The sequence below is a fragment of the Arsenicibacter sp. R0_47 genome, from assembly GCF_057652235.1.
This window is the reverse complement of record NZ_JBYFCJ010000002.1, coordinates 463,557-479,444: the sequence shown is the minus strand read 5'-3', so window position 1 is coordinate 479,444 and position 15,888 is coordinate 463,557. Positions and strand designations below refer to the sequence as shown.

The 15,888-nt window shown below is 54.1% G+C and carries 10 protein-coding genes; 8 read left to right on the top strand and 2 right to left on the bottom strand.

Going from position 1 to position 15,888, the window contains the following annotated elements; all coding sequences use genetic code 11:
- Window positions 1–154: 154 nt before the first annotated feature.
- A complete protein-coding gene (locus AC23NW_RS05245; protein ID WP_487448145.1) occupies window positions 155–976 on the bottom strand; it encodes a hypothetical protein in 822 nt (273 codons plus the stop codon).
- 429 nt (window positions 977–1,405) lie between these two features.
- Between AC23NW_RS05245 and AC23NW_RS05240 the strand changes: the two genes are divergently transcribed.
- The 4 genes from AC23NW_RS05240 (at window position 1,406) to AC23NW_RS05225 (ending at window position 7,053) form a co-directional block, all read left to right on the top strand.
- Window positions 1,406–4,573: a choice-of-anchor Q domain-containing protein gene (locus tag AC23NW_RS05240; RefSeq protein WP_487448144.1), complete on the top strand. Its 3,168-nt coding sequence runs from the start codon at window positions 1,406–1,408 to the stop codon at window positions 4,571–4,573.
- 132 nt (window positions 4,574–4,705) lie between these two features.
- Window positions 4,706–5,284, top strand: coding sequence for a hypothetical protein (locus AC23NW_RS05235; RefSeq protein WP_487448143.1), 579 nt, complete (start codon window positions 4,706–4,708; stop codon window positions 5,282–5,284).
- A 149-nt stretch (window positions 5,285–5,433) separates the two neighbouring features.
- Window positions 5,434–6,030, top strand: coding sequence for an SHOCT domain-containing protein (locus tag AC23NW_RS05230; protein ID WP_487448142.1), 597 nt, complete (start codon window positions 5,434–5,436; stop codon window positions 6,028–6,030).
- Window positions 6,031–6,114: 84 nt separating this feature from the next.
- Entirely contained in the window at window positions 6,115–7,053 is a 939-nt protein-coding gene (locus AC23NW_RS05225; RefSeq protein ID WP_487448141.1) for an alpha/beta fold hydrolase, read from the top strand.
- A gap of 85 nt (window positions 7,054–7,138) precedes the next feature.
- Here the strand turns inward: AC23NW_RS05225 and AC23NW_RS05220 are convergent, their stop codons facing one another.
- Entirely contained in the window at window positions 7,139–11,875 is a 4,737-nt protein-coding gene (locus tag AC23NW_RS05220; protein WP_487448140.1) for a translocation/assembly module TamB domain-containing protein, read from the bottom strand.
- 151 nt (window positions 11,876–12,026) lie between these two features.
- On the opposite strand from AC23NW_RS05220, the gene tsaD reads away from it, so the two are divergent.
- From tsaD to AC23NW_RS05200, 4 genes are all read left to right on the top strand, one after another.
- A complete protein-coding gene (gene tsaD, locus AC23NW_RS05215) occupies window positions 12,027–13,040 on the top strand; it encodes a tRNA (adenosine(37)-N6)-threonylcarbamoyltransferase complex transferase subunit TsaD (RefSeq protein ID WP_487448139.1) in 1,014 nt (337 codons plus the stop codon).
- A gap of 140 nt (window positions 13,041–13,180) precedes the next feature.
- Window positions 13,181–13,993, top strand: coding sequence for an MOSC domain-containing protein (locus AC23NW_RS05210; RefSeq protein ID WP_487448137.1), 813 nt, complete (start codon window positions 13,181–13,183; stop codon window positions 13,991–13,993).
- A gap of 207 nt (window positions 13,994–14,200) precedes the next feature.
- Complete coding sequence (locus AC23NW_RS05205) at window positions 14,201–14,833, top strand: DinB family protein (RefSeq protein ID WP_487448136.1); 633 nt, start codon at window positions 14,201–14,203, stop codon at window positions 14,831–14,833.
- 208 nt (window positions 14,834–15,041) lie between these two features.
- A complete protein-coding gene (locus tag AC23NW_RS05200; protein ID WP_487448135.1) occupies window positions 15,042–15,887 on the top strand; it encodes a hypothetical protein in 846 nt (281 codons plus the stop codon).
- Window position 15,888: the final 1 nt, after the last annotated feature.

Below are 15,888 nucleotides of genomic sequence, written 5' to 3'. Positions count from 1 at the left end.
TGAATTTGTCAGATTTTTAATATATTCCTGCTCAAACTGTTCAGAGCTTCAGGCCTGTCCGGCCACGCCCTTTGCGGTGAGGCTCAGGGCAGGGCATAAAAAAAGCCCTGCATAGTTGCAGGACTTTTGTAGGGGGCAGGACTTTTACCCGATATTATAAATCATTTATCTTACCGGCTACAGGGCTTATACCGGACTTATTGCCACAACCCGAACCGCTCACAGTGACAACCTGAGAAGCCGTCAGGCACCCGTTTGTAAACGCATTGACTACATACTGTCCGGAACTCGTAATATTGGCAGCAATAAACGGATAGGTGCCCGCCGTCCGGTGCACATTACTGAATACATAACCATTCGGCCCGGTTACGACAAAATTGTCACCGAAGGCAGTCCCTGTAAGCTGAACAGGGTTGGTACAGTCCGCTGAGCCGCTTACCGATATGGCAGGAATTCCGGTAACTAGTGTTGTTAGCAGCCCTTTTACTACAAATGAATAATCCCCCGTTCCTGATCCTCCTCCGCTCATAATTACTACCACAAAAGACGTATTGGCAGGTACACTGAACACAATGCTGTTAGCAGTCAGACTATTGCCGGCATCAGCCAGATAATTGGTGCAGAGGCTGGCCGGATTAAAGGAAGTCAGGTATACGGCATCAAATAAACTAGTTCCATCACCTGTCAAATGAGCTGTTTCCAGGGTATAACACTGCGGAGAGCTGGTAGCATTCGTAAACGTATAGGTATCATAATAATATGACCCACCACTGCCGAAATTGCCGGGGCACGACTTAGGCGATGCACAGGATGAGGACTCAGTTCCGTCTCTGAACAGCCGATCGTTCATAGTAGCGTCTCCCGGACCAATAGAGCCATTGCCTGAATTTTCACATTGAGCGCTGGCGCTGGTTACCATACCAAACACAGAGAACAAAACCGCCAGAAGCGGTAGCAAACGGAAAGTTGTTTTCATAAAGCTTACAGATAAGTGTTACAACCCTGAATATTAATACAAATAATTCAGTTTTCTGTAAACAAAAACACCAGTATCATACTTACATAACAGATAAAATAGACTTAAACTTAGCGTATGTAAGATTTTGAGTACCAACAAACTGCTTAAACCGGCACTTCGTATAAATACCACCTTTGAGATGCCTGAAACCAAATTCGTTTTGAGGCTTTATTTTCGTTATATCCTGTAGGTAGCTCAAGCTGACAGCCACCTATACCAACAGCTTCCGCCGGTTACCCGCTCAATACCTGTGGGGCGGAACTGTCATTACCTGGTAGTACACGTACCACAAAAGCCCCTCATTATCAAATACTTATAAAATGTCTACGCCATTTATCTATGCCTGAAAATTGCATCCGGTGCCGGTAAAGCGCTTTTTTGCATGGTATGCATCGCTACCATCTTGTCATAAACCGGCTGCTGGCAATAAGCCTGCTCCTGCTGTCTACGGGTGCTTTTGCCCAAACCAGTCTTACAACGATTACCGTCACAACCAACGCGAATGACGGACCGGGATCGCTCCGTGCTGCCATCACTGCCGGGAACTCAACCAGCGCGCCGTATACCATCAATATTACGGCAACCGGATCCATTGGCCTGACCGCTGCTTTACCGGAAATCACCGAATCCTGTACAATCACAGGCAGAACGTCACTCGTACCGGCTACCGGAAGCGGCGGAACGCTTATCGAGCGTGTAGTCTCTCAGGAATTCCGTATTCTCCGCATGGTTCAGCCCAACAAAAGCCTGACACTACGCGACTTGATTCTGGGAAGCGGCCGAAGTATGCCGGCGGCTGTAGACGACGGATTAGGCGGCGCCGGGCTGCTGGCGTCTCTGGGCACGGGAACACTGACCATGACCCGGTGCCTGGTCATCAACTGCAGGGCGATGTTTGACCCGGATGCCGGCGGTGTCAACCTATTATCCGGAAATGCCGTAATCACCGACTGCCAGTTTTCCGGCAATGAAACAACTAGCGGCAATGGCGGAGCCTTCCGCTGTGGCGGAGGAACGGCTACATTTCAGCGGTGTACGTTTGTCGGGAACAGCTCAACCTTTGACGGCGGGGCATTTGTACAGGTAAATACCTCAACAACCATGACCAACTGTACCTTCTCAAGCAACTCCACCTCGTTTGGTGCGGGAAATGCCATCTATTCCGGCACGAATTCTTCGCTGAACCTGATTCATTGCAGTTTCGTTGCGAACTCCGGAGAATCACAAACGATCAACCAGCAAGGTTCTGTCAAAATCCTGAATTGCCTGTTCGACGGTAATACCTTCAGGTCAAAACCAGGCAATTTTGATTCACCGTACGGCATTACGTCGCTGGGCGGCAATATCAGCAGTACTGATCTGGATAATGAGGTGCTCACCAGCACGAGCGATAAAACAAATCAACCGATACGCAGTGGCCCGCTGCGCCAGAACAACGGGGGGCTGGTCAGTACCCATGCGCTGGGTGAATGTAGTCCTGCCAGAAACGCAGGTATATCACCCGCCCCGTTAACCCTGCCGCCAGGCGATGCGAACGGCCGTTCGCGCTCCATCCCCCCCGATGCCGGTGCCTTTGAATATACCGGTCCGCCCGTCAGTGTAGTATTATCGGCCGCCAACGACGGACTGCTCACCTGCGCAGATGCCAGCCTGACCCTGACCGCTGCCGCTACCGGCAGCAGTTCGTTTCAGTATGTATTCAGCGGCCCCGGACAAAACACGGCACCCACCGGCACGGCCACGACATCGGCAAGTGCTGTAGGTACGTATTCTGTTACCGTTACCAGTGCTGAAGGCTGTTCCGCATCAGCTACGGTTTCGGTGTCGGGCAGTACGGTCGCCGTTGGTGCCGTGGGGCTTTCGTCGGCCGGGCTGCTGGGCTGTAATCCGTCGGCTGTAACCCTGACCGCCTCGTCGGCACGCGCCACGACCTACAGCATTTCGCCCGCGGCTGCCGCCACCCTGAGCGCCGGCGTGTACCGGATTACAGCCGCCCGCACCTATACCATCAGCGCCGGTAACGGTCTGGATGGATGCAGTCAGTTTACCACCATTACCATATCGTCGAATACCGCCACACCAGGCATATCGCTGACGGCTACCGACAACGGCATACTGACCTGTGCCGTCCAGGCACTGACCCTGACGGCCGGCAGTCCTACGGGCGGTGTCAGTTACAGCTTCAGCAGTCCGGCGGCCTTTACAACCACCGGTAACCGTATCGCGGTAAACACAGCCAGTACCTACTCGGTGACCGCCACCAACCCGACAAACGGGTGTCGCAGCTTTACCAGCACGGCCATTACCAGCAATACCACGGCCCCCGGTGTCTCGCTGAACGCTACTAACAGCGGTGTGATAACGTGTGCCTTCCCCGCGCTAACCCTCACTGCCGGAAGCGCCACCGGTGGCGTCAGCTACAGTTTCAGCAGCCCGGCGGCCTTTACAGCATCCGCCAGCCAGCTCACGGTGAACGCGGCAGATACTTACTCCGTAACCGCCACCAATCCCGCCAACGGATGCCGGAGTTTTACGAGCACCACCATCACCAGCAACACTGCCGCACCCGGCGTCTCGCTGACCGCTACCGGCAACGGCGTACTCACCTGTGCGGTCCGGACGCTGACGGCAACGGCGGCAAGCGCGGCCGGCGGTGTTTCGTTCAGCTTTGCCGGACCGGCCATCACCAACACAACCGCCACGGCCATCAGCCTCAACGGCCCCGGACCCTATTCCGTAACGGCCACTAATCCCGTCAATGGCTGCGTCAGTTCTGCCACCACCGCCATTACCAGCAGCACCGAAACGCCCGGCATCTCGCTCATGGCCACCAATAACGGCGTACTGCTCTGTGGTATCCAAACGCTTACCCTTACCGCCGCCAGCCCTGCGGATGGTGTCAGCTACAGCTTTGCCAGTGCAAACAGTTTCACCACGCAGGCTGCTGATGCCATCGCAGTAAGCGAAACCGGTCCCTATTCCGTTAGTGCCATTAATCCGGCAACGGGCTGTTTCAGCACGACGTCGCTCAATGTGAGCAGTAATCTGGTACCACCGGGGCCCGTCAGCATCAGCCGCACGGGCGCCATCGGCTGCGGCCCCAACAGCGTTACCCTCTCGGCAACCGCCGGCGGAGCCACCAGCTTCAGCCTGTTACCCGGCAATCAAACCAATCTCACCGGTCAGTTTGCCGTCACAGCCATTGGCACCTACACCCTTGTAGCGGCAAACGGCCGGGGAACCGCCTGCCAGTCGCTGACAACCAATACAATACGGCAGGGCACCAGTGCTGCAGCGGGCAACATCACCGCCGACGGCACGGCTGGTTGTAACGCGCCCGTCCGGCTGACGGTGCCGGCCACCGGTAAGTCGTTTGTTTTTACCGGACCCGACGGCTATGTGTTCTCAACTGTTTACCGCCAGACGGGAGCCTATACCGTTTTTGCCGGCAACGTCGTGCTGGGCGGCACCTACACCCTCACCGTACAAAGCGATGAAGGATGCCCGGCCGTTACCCGAACCGTTGTGATACAGGGGCCGGGGAATTGTCCCTAGGTCAATCCGTTGATGAGAAACGGGCGCCGTTCCTACTCCTGATCAGGCGTATGAACGGCGCCTGTAGTTTCCCTCCTCTCCCATTCCAACCTTTTTCTGCTCCGGCGGGTCAGGAAAGAAACGGAGATAACGATGAAACGAGGGTTACTTTTTCTGATTATCAGCTATGTGGCTGTTTTGTCCTGTAAAACGGATGAACCGGCCCCGGTTTCCATCACCACCGGCCCGAAATCCGGTTGGGTGACCATCAACCTGAATATGGATTATACGATCCAGTTTCCCCCGGCAACGTATCAGGGCAACAGTTATAGCCTGCGTACGCCTGGATCCTTTGGTGACACGCCTGCCAGCATCAACCGGAACGATGGCCAGGCAACCCTATACACGTTCTGCAATCCCAATGCCTACCCGTGCCTGCTCATTCCGTATGCGCAGACACTTCCCTCTCCCGTTCCGGCATCGGTGCCTTATCTGAACGCGAAGGGAGAAACACGGGAGCTGAATAATACGACCACGTTTTTTAAGAGCGGGAAGCAGATTGCTATGCTCTATTATGCCCGTGACCCCGAAGCTACGGAGCAGCCGTATACCGGCCATCTTTACCTGCGCGCCAAAGAATCAGGTCAGCTTGAGTATGCAAGCCGCATTTCCTTTACAGAAGCAACCCTAAAGGAAATTCAGGATATCCTATCGACACTCTCCCCCAGATAACGGGCTTGTATACATGCACTTACACCCTGCTACCTCCCAAACAAATCCGCTAGTCCGTTGCGCTGGCACACCTATATAAAAGCAACCTACTTTCGTTATTTCGTTACTTGTTATATTTTAGGGCGTATTAGTAACACACACAGTATACCATGAAAAATCAACGTTTTCCTTTACGCGCCGGCAGATCCCTGCTTGCTGCCTTACTCATATCCGGCGTCAGCATGGCCGTTGCCCAGACACCAACCCCTAAACCCGTAACAGCCGATGATCTGCGCAAAGGCCCTGTACTGCCCAGCCACCTGCACTGGGGATACTCACCGAAGGCGGCCCCGGGCTGGCGCATCCAGAAAGGCGATACGCTCTCACTCGGTGAAGGCAGCATGCCTAACCACAGCTTTACCTTTATTTACGTGAACCACTCATGGCCCCGTGTCTACATGCCCACCAACTACATCAACGGACGGGCCGTTGTTAAAGAACTGGTACAAACCGGCACAAAAGAACAAGGGTATACGATGGGCGCCATTCTGAGTGTCGGCCGGTCGAAAAAGTATTTTATTGAACTGGAAAATGCGGTCAATGCCGGTGAACTCATGCCTCCGCCACAAATCCGCGGCACAGTCATTACCAGCCTCAAGCCGTTCAGTATTGCTGATGAAATCAGGAAACTGAAGACCCTTGCTGATGAAGGCGTACTGACACAGGCCGAGTACGAGACGGCCAAACAAAAACTGCTCAATAAGTAACGGATAAACGGTGAGGTGGGAGCCCATAAACAGGCACCTGCCTCATTTCGTGGAACACAATGCCGGAATTTGTGTTTTTCAGATATGAAAGCGTTTATCCGGGCCCTCAAATGGGCATTATATACCATCCTCTTTTTAGTCGTTGCCGGCATCGGCGTTTCCCGGTTTATTGTGTTGCGGGACAGCGATGCCGACCTTATGGACGAATTTAGTCAGCAGCGGGTTAAGCCGTCGATCCACCGCTACCAGGTGGGTGACCGGACCATCCGGTTTATGGAAACACCGGCCGACACGACCAAACCCACGATTATTTTCGTGCATGGCGCGCCCAGCTCGCTTTCCTTCTTCAATAAGTTTTTTGCCGATACCAACCTCGTTAATCACGCTCAGCTGGTTTCGGTTGACCGGCCAGGCTATGGGTATTCTGACTTCGGGCGGGTCGAAACGTCGGTTGTCCGGCAGGCCGAACTGCTCCAGCCACTGATCGACCGCTATAAAAAGGCACCGTTTCTGGTCGTGATCGGTTCGTCATACGGCGGGTCGGTGTCGGCCCGGCTGGCGATGAACAACCCGAATGTGATTGATCATGTCGTGTTTGTTTCCTCAGCGCTCGGCCCTGGTCTCGAACGTACCTATGGCATCAGCCATTTTATTGACAAACCGCCGCTCCGCTGGTTCGTTTCGCCGTTTCTGCTCCTGGCCAACGACGAAAAACTGGCCCACCGCAAAGCCCTGATGGAAATTATGCCTGACTGGCCCAACATTACGGCAGCCATTACGATGCTGCATGGTCAGCGCGACGATCTGGTGTATCCGACCAATGTCCGGTTTGCCCGCCAGCATCTGGTTAACGCACAGGTAAAGGAGTTTATCCTGCCCGAAAACCGCCATGACATTGTGTTTAACAAGCGGGAGTATATGACCGAGATTATTCTGGACATCCTGAACCAGTGGCATATTCAGCACAAGCCCAAGGATATGGTGCAGCAGCTGGCACCGGTGGCGGTAGAAAAGGGGTCTTGACGTTGGTTAAAGAGGCGAAACCCGTACCTTCCAGGAAGTTTAGAACCGCCAGGCGACCCTGTTCCTGGAAGGTACGGATTTCTTTTTATTTCTCTTTCAGATTCACCAGCGAAGACGCGCGCGAGGCCGGTCGTGGCGGTAACTCATCCGCGTCAGTGGTTGTAGCGCCGTCAGTTACGGTATCTGTATTTACCGTCGGAACGCCGGGGGCAGGCTTCCGCGCTTTGCCAAACAGGTGGTTAAATGTCCGCGTATAGAGGAAGCTGATACCACCACCGGTTGTAATCGTACTGGCACCGGTTCCCTGCGGCATCATGCTTTGCTGGTTCCGGTTATACATTTTAGCCCGCATCCGGCCGTCGGGTGTAATCCAGTATTCCAGGGTCCATTCGCCCAGCAAACTCGCCGTATTAGTCTGTACCTGTCCGTACTGGTTCTGCCCATAGGTGAAGCCACCGTCGCGGCTGATGCGGAAACGGTCGTTCAGGAACCGGTACGAGAACCGGAGCTGCAGGTTGTTGATCAGGCTTTCGTTTTGTGCATTGCTGGTAAACCCGCCGAATGATACACCAATATCCAGGTTCTCATTCAGATTCGAGGCCAGCCGGCTGATCTGGTTCGACAGCAGCTCGCTCACGCTGTTGAACAGACCGGCGGTGTTGTTCTGGCTGTCGAAAAAGCCGGAGCCCTCCGGCATCAGCTGGTTGAACAGGAGCAGACTGCTCACCTGCCGTGTCAGTTCCTGCTCGTTGCTTTGCAGTTTGGTTTCAAAGGCTGTTACCGCCTGCCGCGACTCGGCCGACGCCGGATACTCCTTAACATCAATGTCGTAGGTGATGCCCGGTTGCAGCAGGTCACCGTTCAGTTTAATCAGCAGATCGACCGGATAGCGGCGGGTGTTTTCCGCCGAACGGGTATCGCCGCTGGTAGACGGGCTGGTGATGCTGTTCAGCACGGGGGCCAGCGAGGTATACTGGGTATAGACCGCTGTTACGTCGAGCATGGCTTTGTACGGGTCGCCGGTCCAGGTAATGCGGCTGTTCGGCCGGATCTGGAAGCGTTTGTTGATGACGTTTTCAAAGGTAAACGTGTATTCTCCGCGATCAATGGCATAGGCCCCGGTCATTGAGAAATCGCCTTTGGTGTCAATCTGCATGGCAATCACCCCGTTGCCGTATGCCTTGATGATGTCGCCCGTCTGCCGGTCAAGCTGAATTTCGCAGTAAGCGTCCGGTGTAATGTTAAAGGTAAAGTCCATCAGAATACCGGACAGGTCTACCGTCGATGCCGTTGATGGGTTTGGTGTCGTAGCCGTGGCAGCGGCGGGTTGTGTAATCCCCTGCCGGTTCTGCGCCCGGTTCACAAACCGGATCACATCCTGCGAGGCCACGCTGGTGGCGCCATCGAACGGAATATAGATTTTTGTTCCCTTATTGCTGGTCACATTGGCACGGATGGTCAGGTTATCAATCGGGCCGAAGAGTTCGGCTTTTCCGGTTGCATAGGCCACCCCATAGAACATGTCATTGTCTTTGGCCGTCGTGTTCATGATCCGGAAGTTTTTCAGATCGGCATCAAACCGTAGCTGAAAATACCGGAAGCTGTCGTGATAAACCCCGCCCCGAACCACGGCCGTATTGCCCTGCGGATCACGGACCAGAATGCGGCGGGCAATAATCTCGTCGGGACCAAAGTATATTTTATCGTCGAACGTCAGATCGGCCTTCAGGTAGTCGAGGGTCAGTTTACCGCCCTGTACATCGACCGTACCTTTCAGGATCGGATTCTTCGGTGTTCCGGTAATGTCGATCGCCCCGTTTGCCACGCCGCCGAAATTAGACGCAATATCTTTGGCAAATGGCTCGAAGATGCGCAGGTCAGCCTTGTTGAGGGTTGCCTTCAGGTTAAAGGCATCGGTCTTCTGATCAGGGGCATATTTACCGGTCAGCGTCATCAGGTCAGCACCGTCGCGGTTTACCCGGGCGTCGATGTTCAGCCGCTCGGCTGCAGGGTCCCAGGTCACGTCACTGGTTACATCGCCAATCCGGAAATCGTCGTAGCTCAGGTCCATGATTTTACCGCTGCTCTCAACAATGGCGGTCTCATACAGATTCCGGATGGTGGCCATCCCGTTGAGCGTTCCGCGTATGCTGGTGTTCAGCACCGGATCAAGGGTTTCAAGCGAGAAATTGTTGGCCCGTACCTGTACCATCTGCGAGGAGTCGCGGGATATTTTGCCCACCGCCGAAATCAGCTGATTTCCGTTCAGGGCCGACACATTCCGGAAGGTAATTTCGTCGCCGACCTTCCGGATCAGGCTTTGCGGATTCAGACTCCAGTCGCTTTCGAGCAAGTGGAACTGTGCCCGCTGGAAGGTCATATCGATGGCATCGCCTTTAAACCGCATTTCGCCGTGCAGGTCGGCGCGGTTAGTGCTGTTCTGCTGCTGAATATTGCCCCGGAAATCAATGTGGTCTACATCCCACGTGGCATCGATCACCAGTTTTTCCGTCGGCGCCATGGCACTGAACTGCTGCTTTTTCGAGGAAAACTCCACCGACGCCAGCACTTCCTGGCCAGTCGTGAACTTAGAGGTCGTCAGCTCGGCTTCACTTTCGCCCAGATAGACTGCTCCGACGCGCACTGAATCTGTATGCACATTGGCCGTAAACAGCATGGTATTATCAACCGACAACTGGCCTTCGATGCGGGTACCGCTGGCAACCTGTACCGATGGGTCCAGAAACGTAACCAGCGGCCGTACCTGCTTGGCCAGAAACCAATAGTCGATCTGGTACGGCGAAACCGGCGTTTTGGCCAGCAGCTGTTGCTTACGGGCATAATAGGTCTGCCGCGTGGCGACATCGCCCATGAAATAGAGTTCGTATTCGTGCCAGAGCCGTGCGAGATCATCCACGGTCTGATTCGGCAGGAAATTACCTTTTACCTGCGCAATCAGGAAGTCGGAGTTGACGAGCAGGTGCCGCCCCGATGGCCGGATAACCGATACCACCGACAGCGTATCAATCGGCAGGTTGCGGCGGTTCAGACTCAGCAGACCGTTTCTGAAAAACGCCTGCCCCTCAAACTCGTCGAGGGTATTGCCCTGCATCTGCACGTCCAGTTCCGTTTTCACCACCAGCGAGTCGGGCATCAGGCCCAGTGCCCGCAGATCGGCATGCTGTACCGCCCCCCGCAGGTCATAACGGTTAATTTTATTGTTGGCGGCCGAACCGCCCAGATCGCATTCGCCGTCCAGGTAGAACTGCAGGTTCGGATCGCGCAGGCCTACATGCCCGTTAAAAAATGCCTTCTGTAAATTTCCCCGAACAACCAGATTCCGGTAGTTATAGCCCTGTACACCGACCTGCTCAAACGCGCCGTCAACATCGACATTGGCCTTATCGACCGAAAACCCGCGCCCCGAAATCCGGCCGTGGCCGTTAATGGTCTGAAAGAGATCGGGCCGGTCAATCAGCTCGCCCAGTGCCAGATTTTCGGCTTTCAGGTCAGCCGAATAGGTGGTTTGCTGCACCGGCTTTTTTACGCTTTCGTCTGCCAGTTTCAGGTCAAGTTTACCGAACACATTCCCCATGGCCGTCCGGAAATTCCCCGATGTATGGAAATTGTCGAATAACCCCGTAAACCGCGCGTCAAAATCGACGGTGCCGAGCTTCTGAATGGTATGATTAAAGCCTTCTTCGGGATAATATTGCCGGATATCGGCCATGTTCACCTGCGACGGATGGAACCAGAAATCTACCTTCAGACCGTCGGTTTCGGGCAGGCCCTTAAAGCCCAGCTCCCCCCGCAGGCGGCTGCGGAACGCCGGACCAAACCGCAGGTCTGTCCGGCTGATGCGGAAATCCTTTACCGTGCCGTTGAACCAGCCTGAGAGCAGCCAGGTTTCCCGCAGCTCACGGATGTAGTCAGAGAAAAAGCCAAGATCGGCCGACGACACACGGCAGTTTTCCAGATTGCCCTGCATCAGAATACGGTCGTTGTATTCGCCGAAATCGCGCGGATGGTCGTAGAGAAAGACAATATGATCGCGCACCAGCGAGTTTCCGATCCGTGCGGTCAGGTTGGCCATCTCCATTTTTTTGGCGCAATACAGAAACTTCGTATCCATCCGGTGAACGGTCAGCTTCGAATCACGGTCGACCGTCCGGAGTTTGGTTACGTCAAGTGCAATGGTATCGCCGAGAGCCAGAAAATTACGGACATTGCCATTCAGCTTTTCGAGCGTAAAGTGATTATAATCAAAGCTTTTCGGATCATTCATCAGCTTTTCACGCGGGTCGTCGTAGGTAAACTTCCCGTCGATAACCGACGCTTTGCCGATCGTGAACGGCACGTTATTATCCGGCTTAGCGGGTTGGTTTGGATCCGCCGCCAGCAGGTTTTCGATATTGGCAATAAACTCGTCGATATTGAGGTCACCCGTTTTCGGGTTCTTGATCAGCCGCACGTCGGGCTGGTAAAGCAGCACCTCATCAATGTGGATATTATGCGCCGAGCTGTCGATCAGATTCTGTAGATTATAATCTACTTCCAGCCGGTTGACCGTAATCATAGGCCGGCGTTTGAGGTCAAGGACGCTTACGCCCTCCATCACCAGCGAGTCGAACCAGCGGATGTATACGTGTTTGAAGTGAATCGGATGGTCCAGTTTTTCAGATACATAATCGGCCAGCCGGTTTACGACCACGGTCTGTACCGCCGGAATCTGCAGGCTCACCGCCACCGTCACAAACAGCAGCACTACTGACAGCGTCAGGTAGAGCAGCGATTTCAGAAAGACGGCAAAAAACGAGCGCATTTTCGGGTGTTAAACAATTATGTATCTTCTACTCACTTTTAGACAACAAAACCCTCTCAAAAGTTTAGCTAATCCAGCAGCTGTATCAGCTATTTATGCTTTCAACAGGCTACTACAATAAACATTCCAGGAGAAGCCGTAATTTTGTACCATGACAATTTTAGCCATTGAATCTTCTTGCGACGAAACATCGGCAGCCGTTTTAGTTAACGGTCAGATTTGCTCCAATGTTGTTGCCGCGCAACTGATTCATGAACAATACGGAGGAGTCGTTCCGGAGTTGGCCTCACGGGCCCACCAACAACATATTGTACCGGTTGTAGAACGGGCCCTTGCTGATGCAAAGGTACCGAAATCTGCGCTTAACGCCATAGCTTTTACCCGTGGTCCGGGCCTTTTAGGCTCATTATTAGTGGGCACCTCGTTTGCCAAAGCCATGGCGCTCGGGCTAAACATTCCGCTGATCGAAGTGAACCACATGCAGGCCCACGTACTGGCCCATTTCATTGATGATCAGAGCGGAAACTGGTCACCGCCGAAGCTCCCGTTTCTGTGCCTGACCGTCAGCGGCGGACACACGCAGCTGGTGCTGGTCAAAAGCCCGCTCGACATGGAAATTATCGGCCAGACGCAGGACGATGCGGTCGGGGAAGCCTTCGACAAGTCGGCCAAACTGCTGAACCTACCCTATCCCGGCGGACCGCTGATCGACAAATATGCGCGTCAGGGCAATCCGCTGGCGTTTCCGTTTCCGCTGGCCGAAATGCCGGGGCTGGACTTTTCGTTCAGCGGCATCAAAACAGCCATTATGTATTTTCTGCGCGACAATCTGAAGAAGAATCCCAACTTCATCGACGAAAACCTGGCCGATATTTGTGCCAGTATCCAGCACACGCTGGTGCAGATGCTGCTGGGTAAACTGAAACGGGCAGCCCGCGAAACCCGTGTCCGCGACATTGCCATTGCCGGCGGTGTGTCGGCCAACAGCGGCCTGCGCACCGCCCTGCAAGCGCTCGGCGACGAACAGGGCTGGCGGGTGTTTATTCCCCGTTTTGAGTATTGTACCGACAATGCCGCGATGATTGCCATGGCCGCTAAGTTCAAATACGACCAGGGCGATTTTACCAGCCAGGCCGTCAGCCCTATGCCCAGAATGGCGTTTTAAGTTGACCCCATCCCCGACCCTTCCCCTGACATCAGGGGAAGGGAGTAAAAACGAGTTTACTCGTTTTGCATCCAACGGCGAGGACTGTTCACTTACTACCTCTCAGGGCACCCCATTCACTCTTTCGCTCTTTAAAAGACATGCCTACTATTCAGGACATTCGTATTTATCCCGTAAAATCGCTCGGGGGCGTTTCGGTTACCGAGGCGGTAGTTGAGGAAAAAGGATTCCGCTACGACCGGCGGTATATGCTGGTCTCGCCGAACGGGATCTTTATCACCCAGCGGTCATGCCATCACATGGCACTGGTCGATGTGGCTATAACTGACAACAGCATTCGGGTCTGGCACCGCCATGCTCCCGACAATGTGTTTGAGCTGCCGCTGGACCCCGCCGCAACCCCGTCGTCGGCCAGCATCAACGTCACGATCTGGGACAGCCACGACGTGCCGGCCACGGTTCTGAGCCGGGAGGCCGACGACTGGTTCAGTCAGTTGCTGGGGCAACCGTGTCATCTGGTATTTATGCCTGAAACGACCCGCCGGCTCATCGATGCGAAATATGCCCGACATGAAGAGGCGGTCAGTTTTGCCGACGGCTATCCGTACCTGATTATTGGCCAGAGTTCGCTTGATGACCTCAACAGCCGCCTGGCAGAACCCATCACCATGACCCGTTTCCGGCCCAACATCATCATAGACGGCGCCCCTGCCTACGATGAAGACACCTGGAAGCGCTTCCGGCTCGGCGACATAGCGTTTTACGGCCCGAAACCCTGCGCGCGCTGTGTGCTGACGACCATCGACCCCGCTACCGGCGAAACCGGCAGGGAGCCACTCCGGACGCTGACCCAATACCGGAAACAAAACAACAAAATCCTGTTCGGCCAGAACGCCATTGCCACCCAAACCGGCACCCTCCGCGTCGGCGACGAACTGACTATAGACGTTTGACCCTTACAGGGTCTTGATTTGCGGGTGTCAGTAGTTTGTAGGCGGTTTACTTTGGGTGCAGTCTTTACTGCGCCTGTAAGCTCCGGCTTAGGCTACAGGCAGGATGTCGCATTTTTACAATACGCCCGATTAATGCTTTGCTACTTTTGATCAGCAGAGATCAGTTGGCCAATGTAGCTCATTATCAATCACGTATGTATATATGCCATGCAAAAAATTTACATTTTGTTTTGCCTGCTACTGATTAGCAGTACATTACCGGCTCAGACGATAATACCTGCCGGATCGAAACTCTGGACGGAAACGGACCGGCAGTACACTGTGGACAATCTCCGTCGTACACGGGACGCCATTGTCGGGGAGACACAGGACCTGACACCATCTCAATGGGCGTTTAAAGAGTCACCGGATCGGTGGAGTATCGGTGAAATCGTGGAGCATCTGGCGCTATGGGAAATTATCTGGGCAAGGGAAATCAGTATGGGAAGCCGCAGTAAACCCAGGCCCGAACTCAATCAGACAAGCAGGCCGGATAGTTATTATACTACATGGATCATGGAAGAAACGCCCCATGTATCGCCTGACTTTTCCCGGCCAACCGGGTTCATAGCCGGAAAAAACAACCTGACTTTTTTTCTGAAACTAAGGGAGCAGACTATTGCCTTTGTTGAAAAAACAGATGCCGACATGCGTGCTTATTTTGAACTTACAGGCACAGATAATCCCCGTAATATGCACCAGGTTTACATTTATCAGTGGGGCCACGTTGACCGGCACCTGCGACAGATCCGTAAAGTAAAAAGACACCCTGACTACCCGGGCGCCCCCGCTGCTAAATAAGAGACAACCCGTCTTCGGGTTCACACCAACGCCTGTTGAACCGGTAAGCCGGAACCTAACAGGCGTTTATCTTTTCCCTACTCTCTGCAATACGCATTAAAAAACGCCCCCATACCTCAAAAAATACGGTTAGTCTGCCTGCGTTTCAACACAAGCGGTATTTTTGTGTTCTGCCGGCAAGCATTTTGCCGGCCAACTAACCTGTATTTTGCTGAAAAACCTGCTCAAAAACGCGTATTATCTGAGTCTGCCTGTGGTATTCGGAGCAGTACTTTCGCATAAGGCAGCGGCCCGGCTGTCGGGCGTTGACTCGCTGCACTGGGCTACCACCATTGTACTGGCGCTGGCCGTCTGGGTAATTTATACCGCCGACCGGCTGCTGGATGTCCGGAAGCCGGGTTTCCCGCCCACACCCCGCCACCTGTTCCACCGCAACCATGCGCTGGTACTCTGGCAGGCCGTCGGGGCAGCGGCCGTACTGGCCCTTATCCTGACGTTCTGGCTCCCCACGACGGTTATCAAATTCGGTGCTGTTCTTTTTCTGATCTGCGGCCTGTACATCGGTATGGTATTTAAACTACCGGCTCATCATCCGGCATTGCTGCTGAAAGAACCGCTTGTGGCCCTGCTCTATTCGGCAGGGGTCTGGGGCAGTGTCTGGACACAGCGGCCGGCCATTGGCTGGGTCGATATGACCGAAGCGGCCATGTTTGCGGCCGTCGCTTTTCAGAACCTGTTGCTGTTTTCCATCATGGAAATACAGGAGAAGCCGCGCCAAACTTCCTTTTCTATTGCAACCGGCCTTGGCCTGCCGTTCAGCGATATGCTGCTGCGCTGGCTGACGTTTATTGTCGGTATTGCAGCCATGATTATCTGCTTTACCAACAATGATCCCGGCGGCGGTCCGCGGTTTGCCCAGCGGCTGGCCATTATGCTGGCCATCATGAGTACCGTATTGTATGTGATTCAGCGGTATCCGGCGTATTATCTGCGTCATGAACGGTATCGCTGGCTGGGCGATGCTGTTTTCTGGCTGCCTGCTTTAGTACTTTAAT

Excerpts from the sequence above, each read along its gene's own strand:
- AC23NW_RS05220 (WP_487448140.1), bottom strand. The coding sequence starts at position 11,875 with ATGCGCTCGTTTTTTGCCGTCTTTCTGAAATCGCTGCTCTACCTGACG.
- AC23NW_RS05245 (WP_487448145.1), bottom strand. The coding sequence starts at position 976 with ATGAAAACAACTTTCCGTTTGCTACCGCTTCTGGCGGTTTTGTTCTCT.
- AC23NW_RS05225 (WP_487448141.1), top strand. The coding sequence starts at position 6,115 with ATGAAAGCGTTTATCCGGGCCCTCAAATGGGCATTATATACCATCCTC.
- AC23NW_RS05210 (WP_487448137.1), top strand. The coding sequence starts at position 13,181 with ATGCCTACTATTCAGGACATTCGTATTTATCCCGTAAAATCGCTCGGG.
- tsaD (WP_487448139.1), top strand. The coding sequence starts at position 12,027 with ATGACAATTTTAGCCATTGAATCTTCTTGCGACGAAACATCGGCAGCC.
- AC23NW_RS05230 (WP_487448142.1), top strand. The coding sequence starts at position 5,434 with ATGAAAAATCAACGTTTTCCTTTACGCGCCGGCAGATCCCTGCTTGCT.
- AC23NW_RS05235 (WP_487448143.1), top strand. The coding sequence starts at position 4,706 with ATGAAACGAGGGTTACTTTTTCTGATTATCAGCTATGTGGCTGTTTTG.
- AC23NW_RS05205 (WP_487448136.1), top strand. The coding sequence starts at position 14,201 with ATGCAAAAAATTTACATTTTGTTTTGCCTGCTACTGATTAGCAGTACA.
- AC23NW_RS05240 (WP_487448144.1), top strand. The coding sequence starts at position 1,406 with ATGCATCGCTACCATCTTGTCATAAACCGGCTGCTGGCAATAAGCCTG.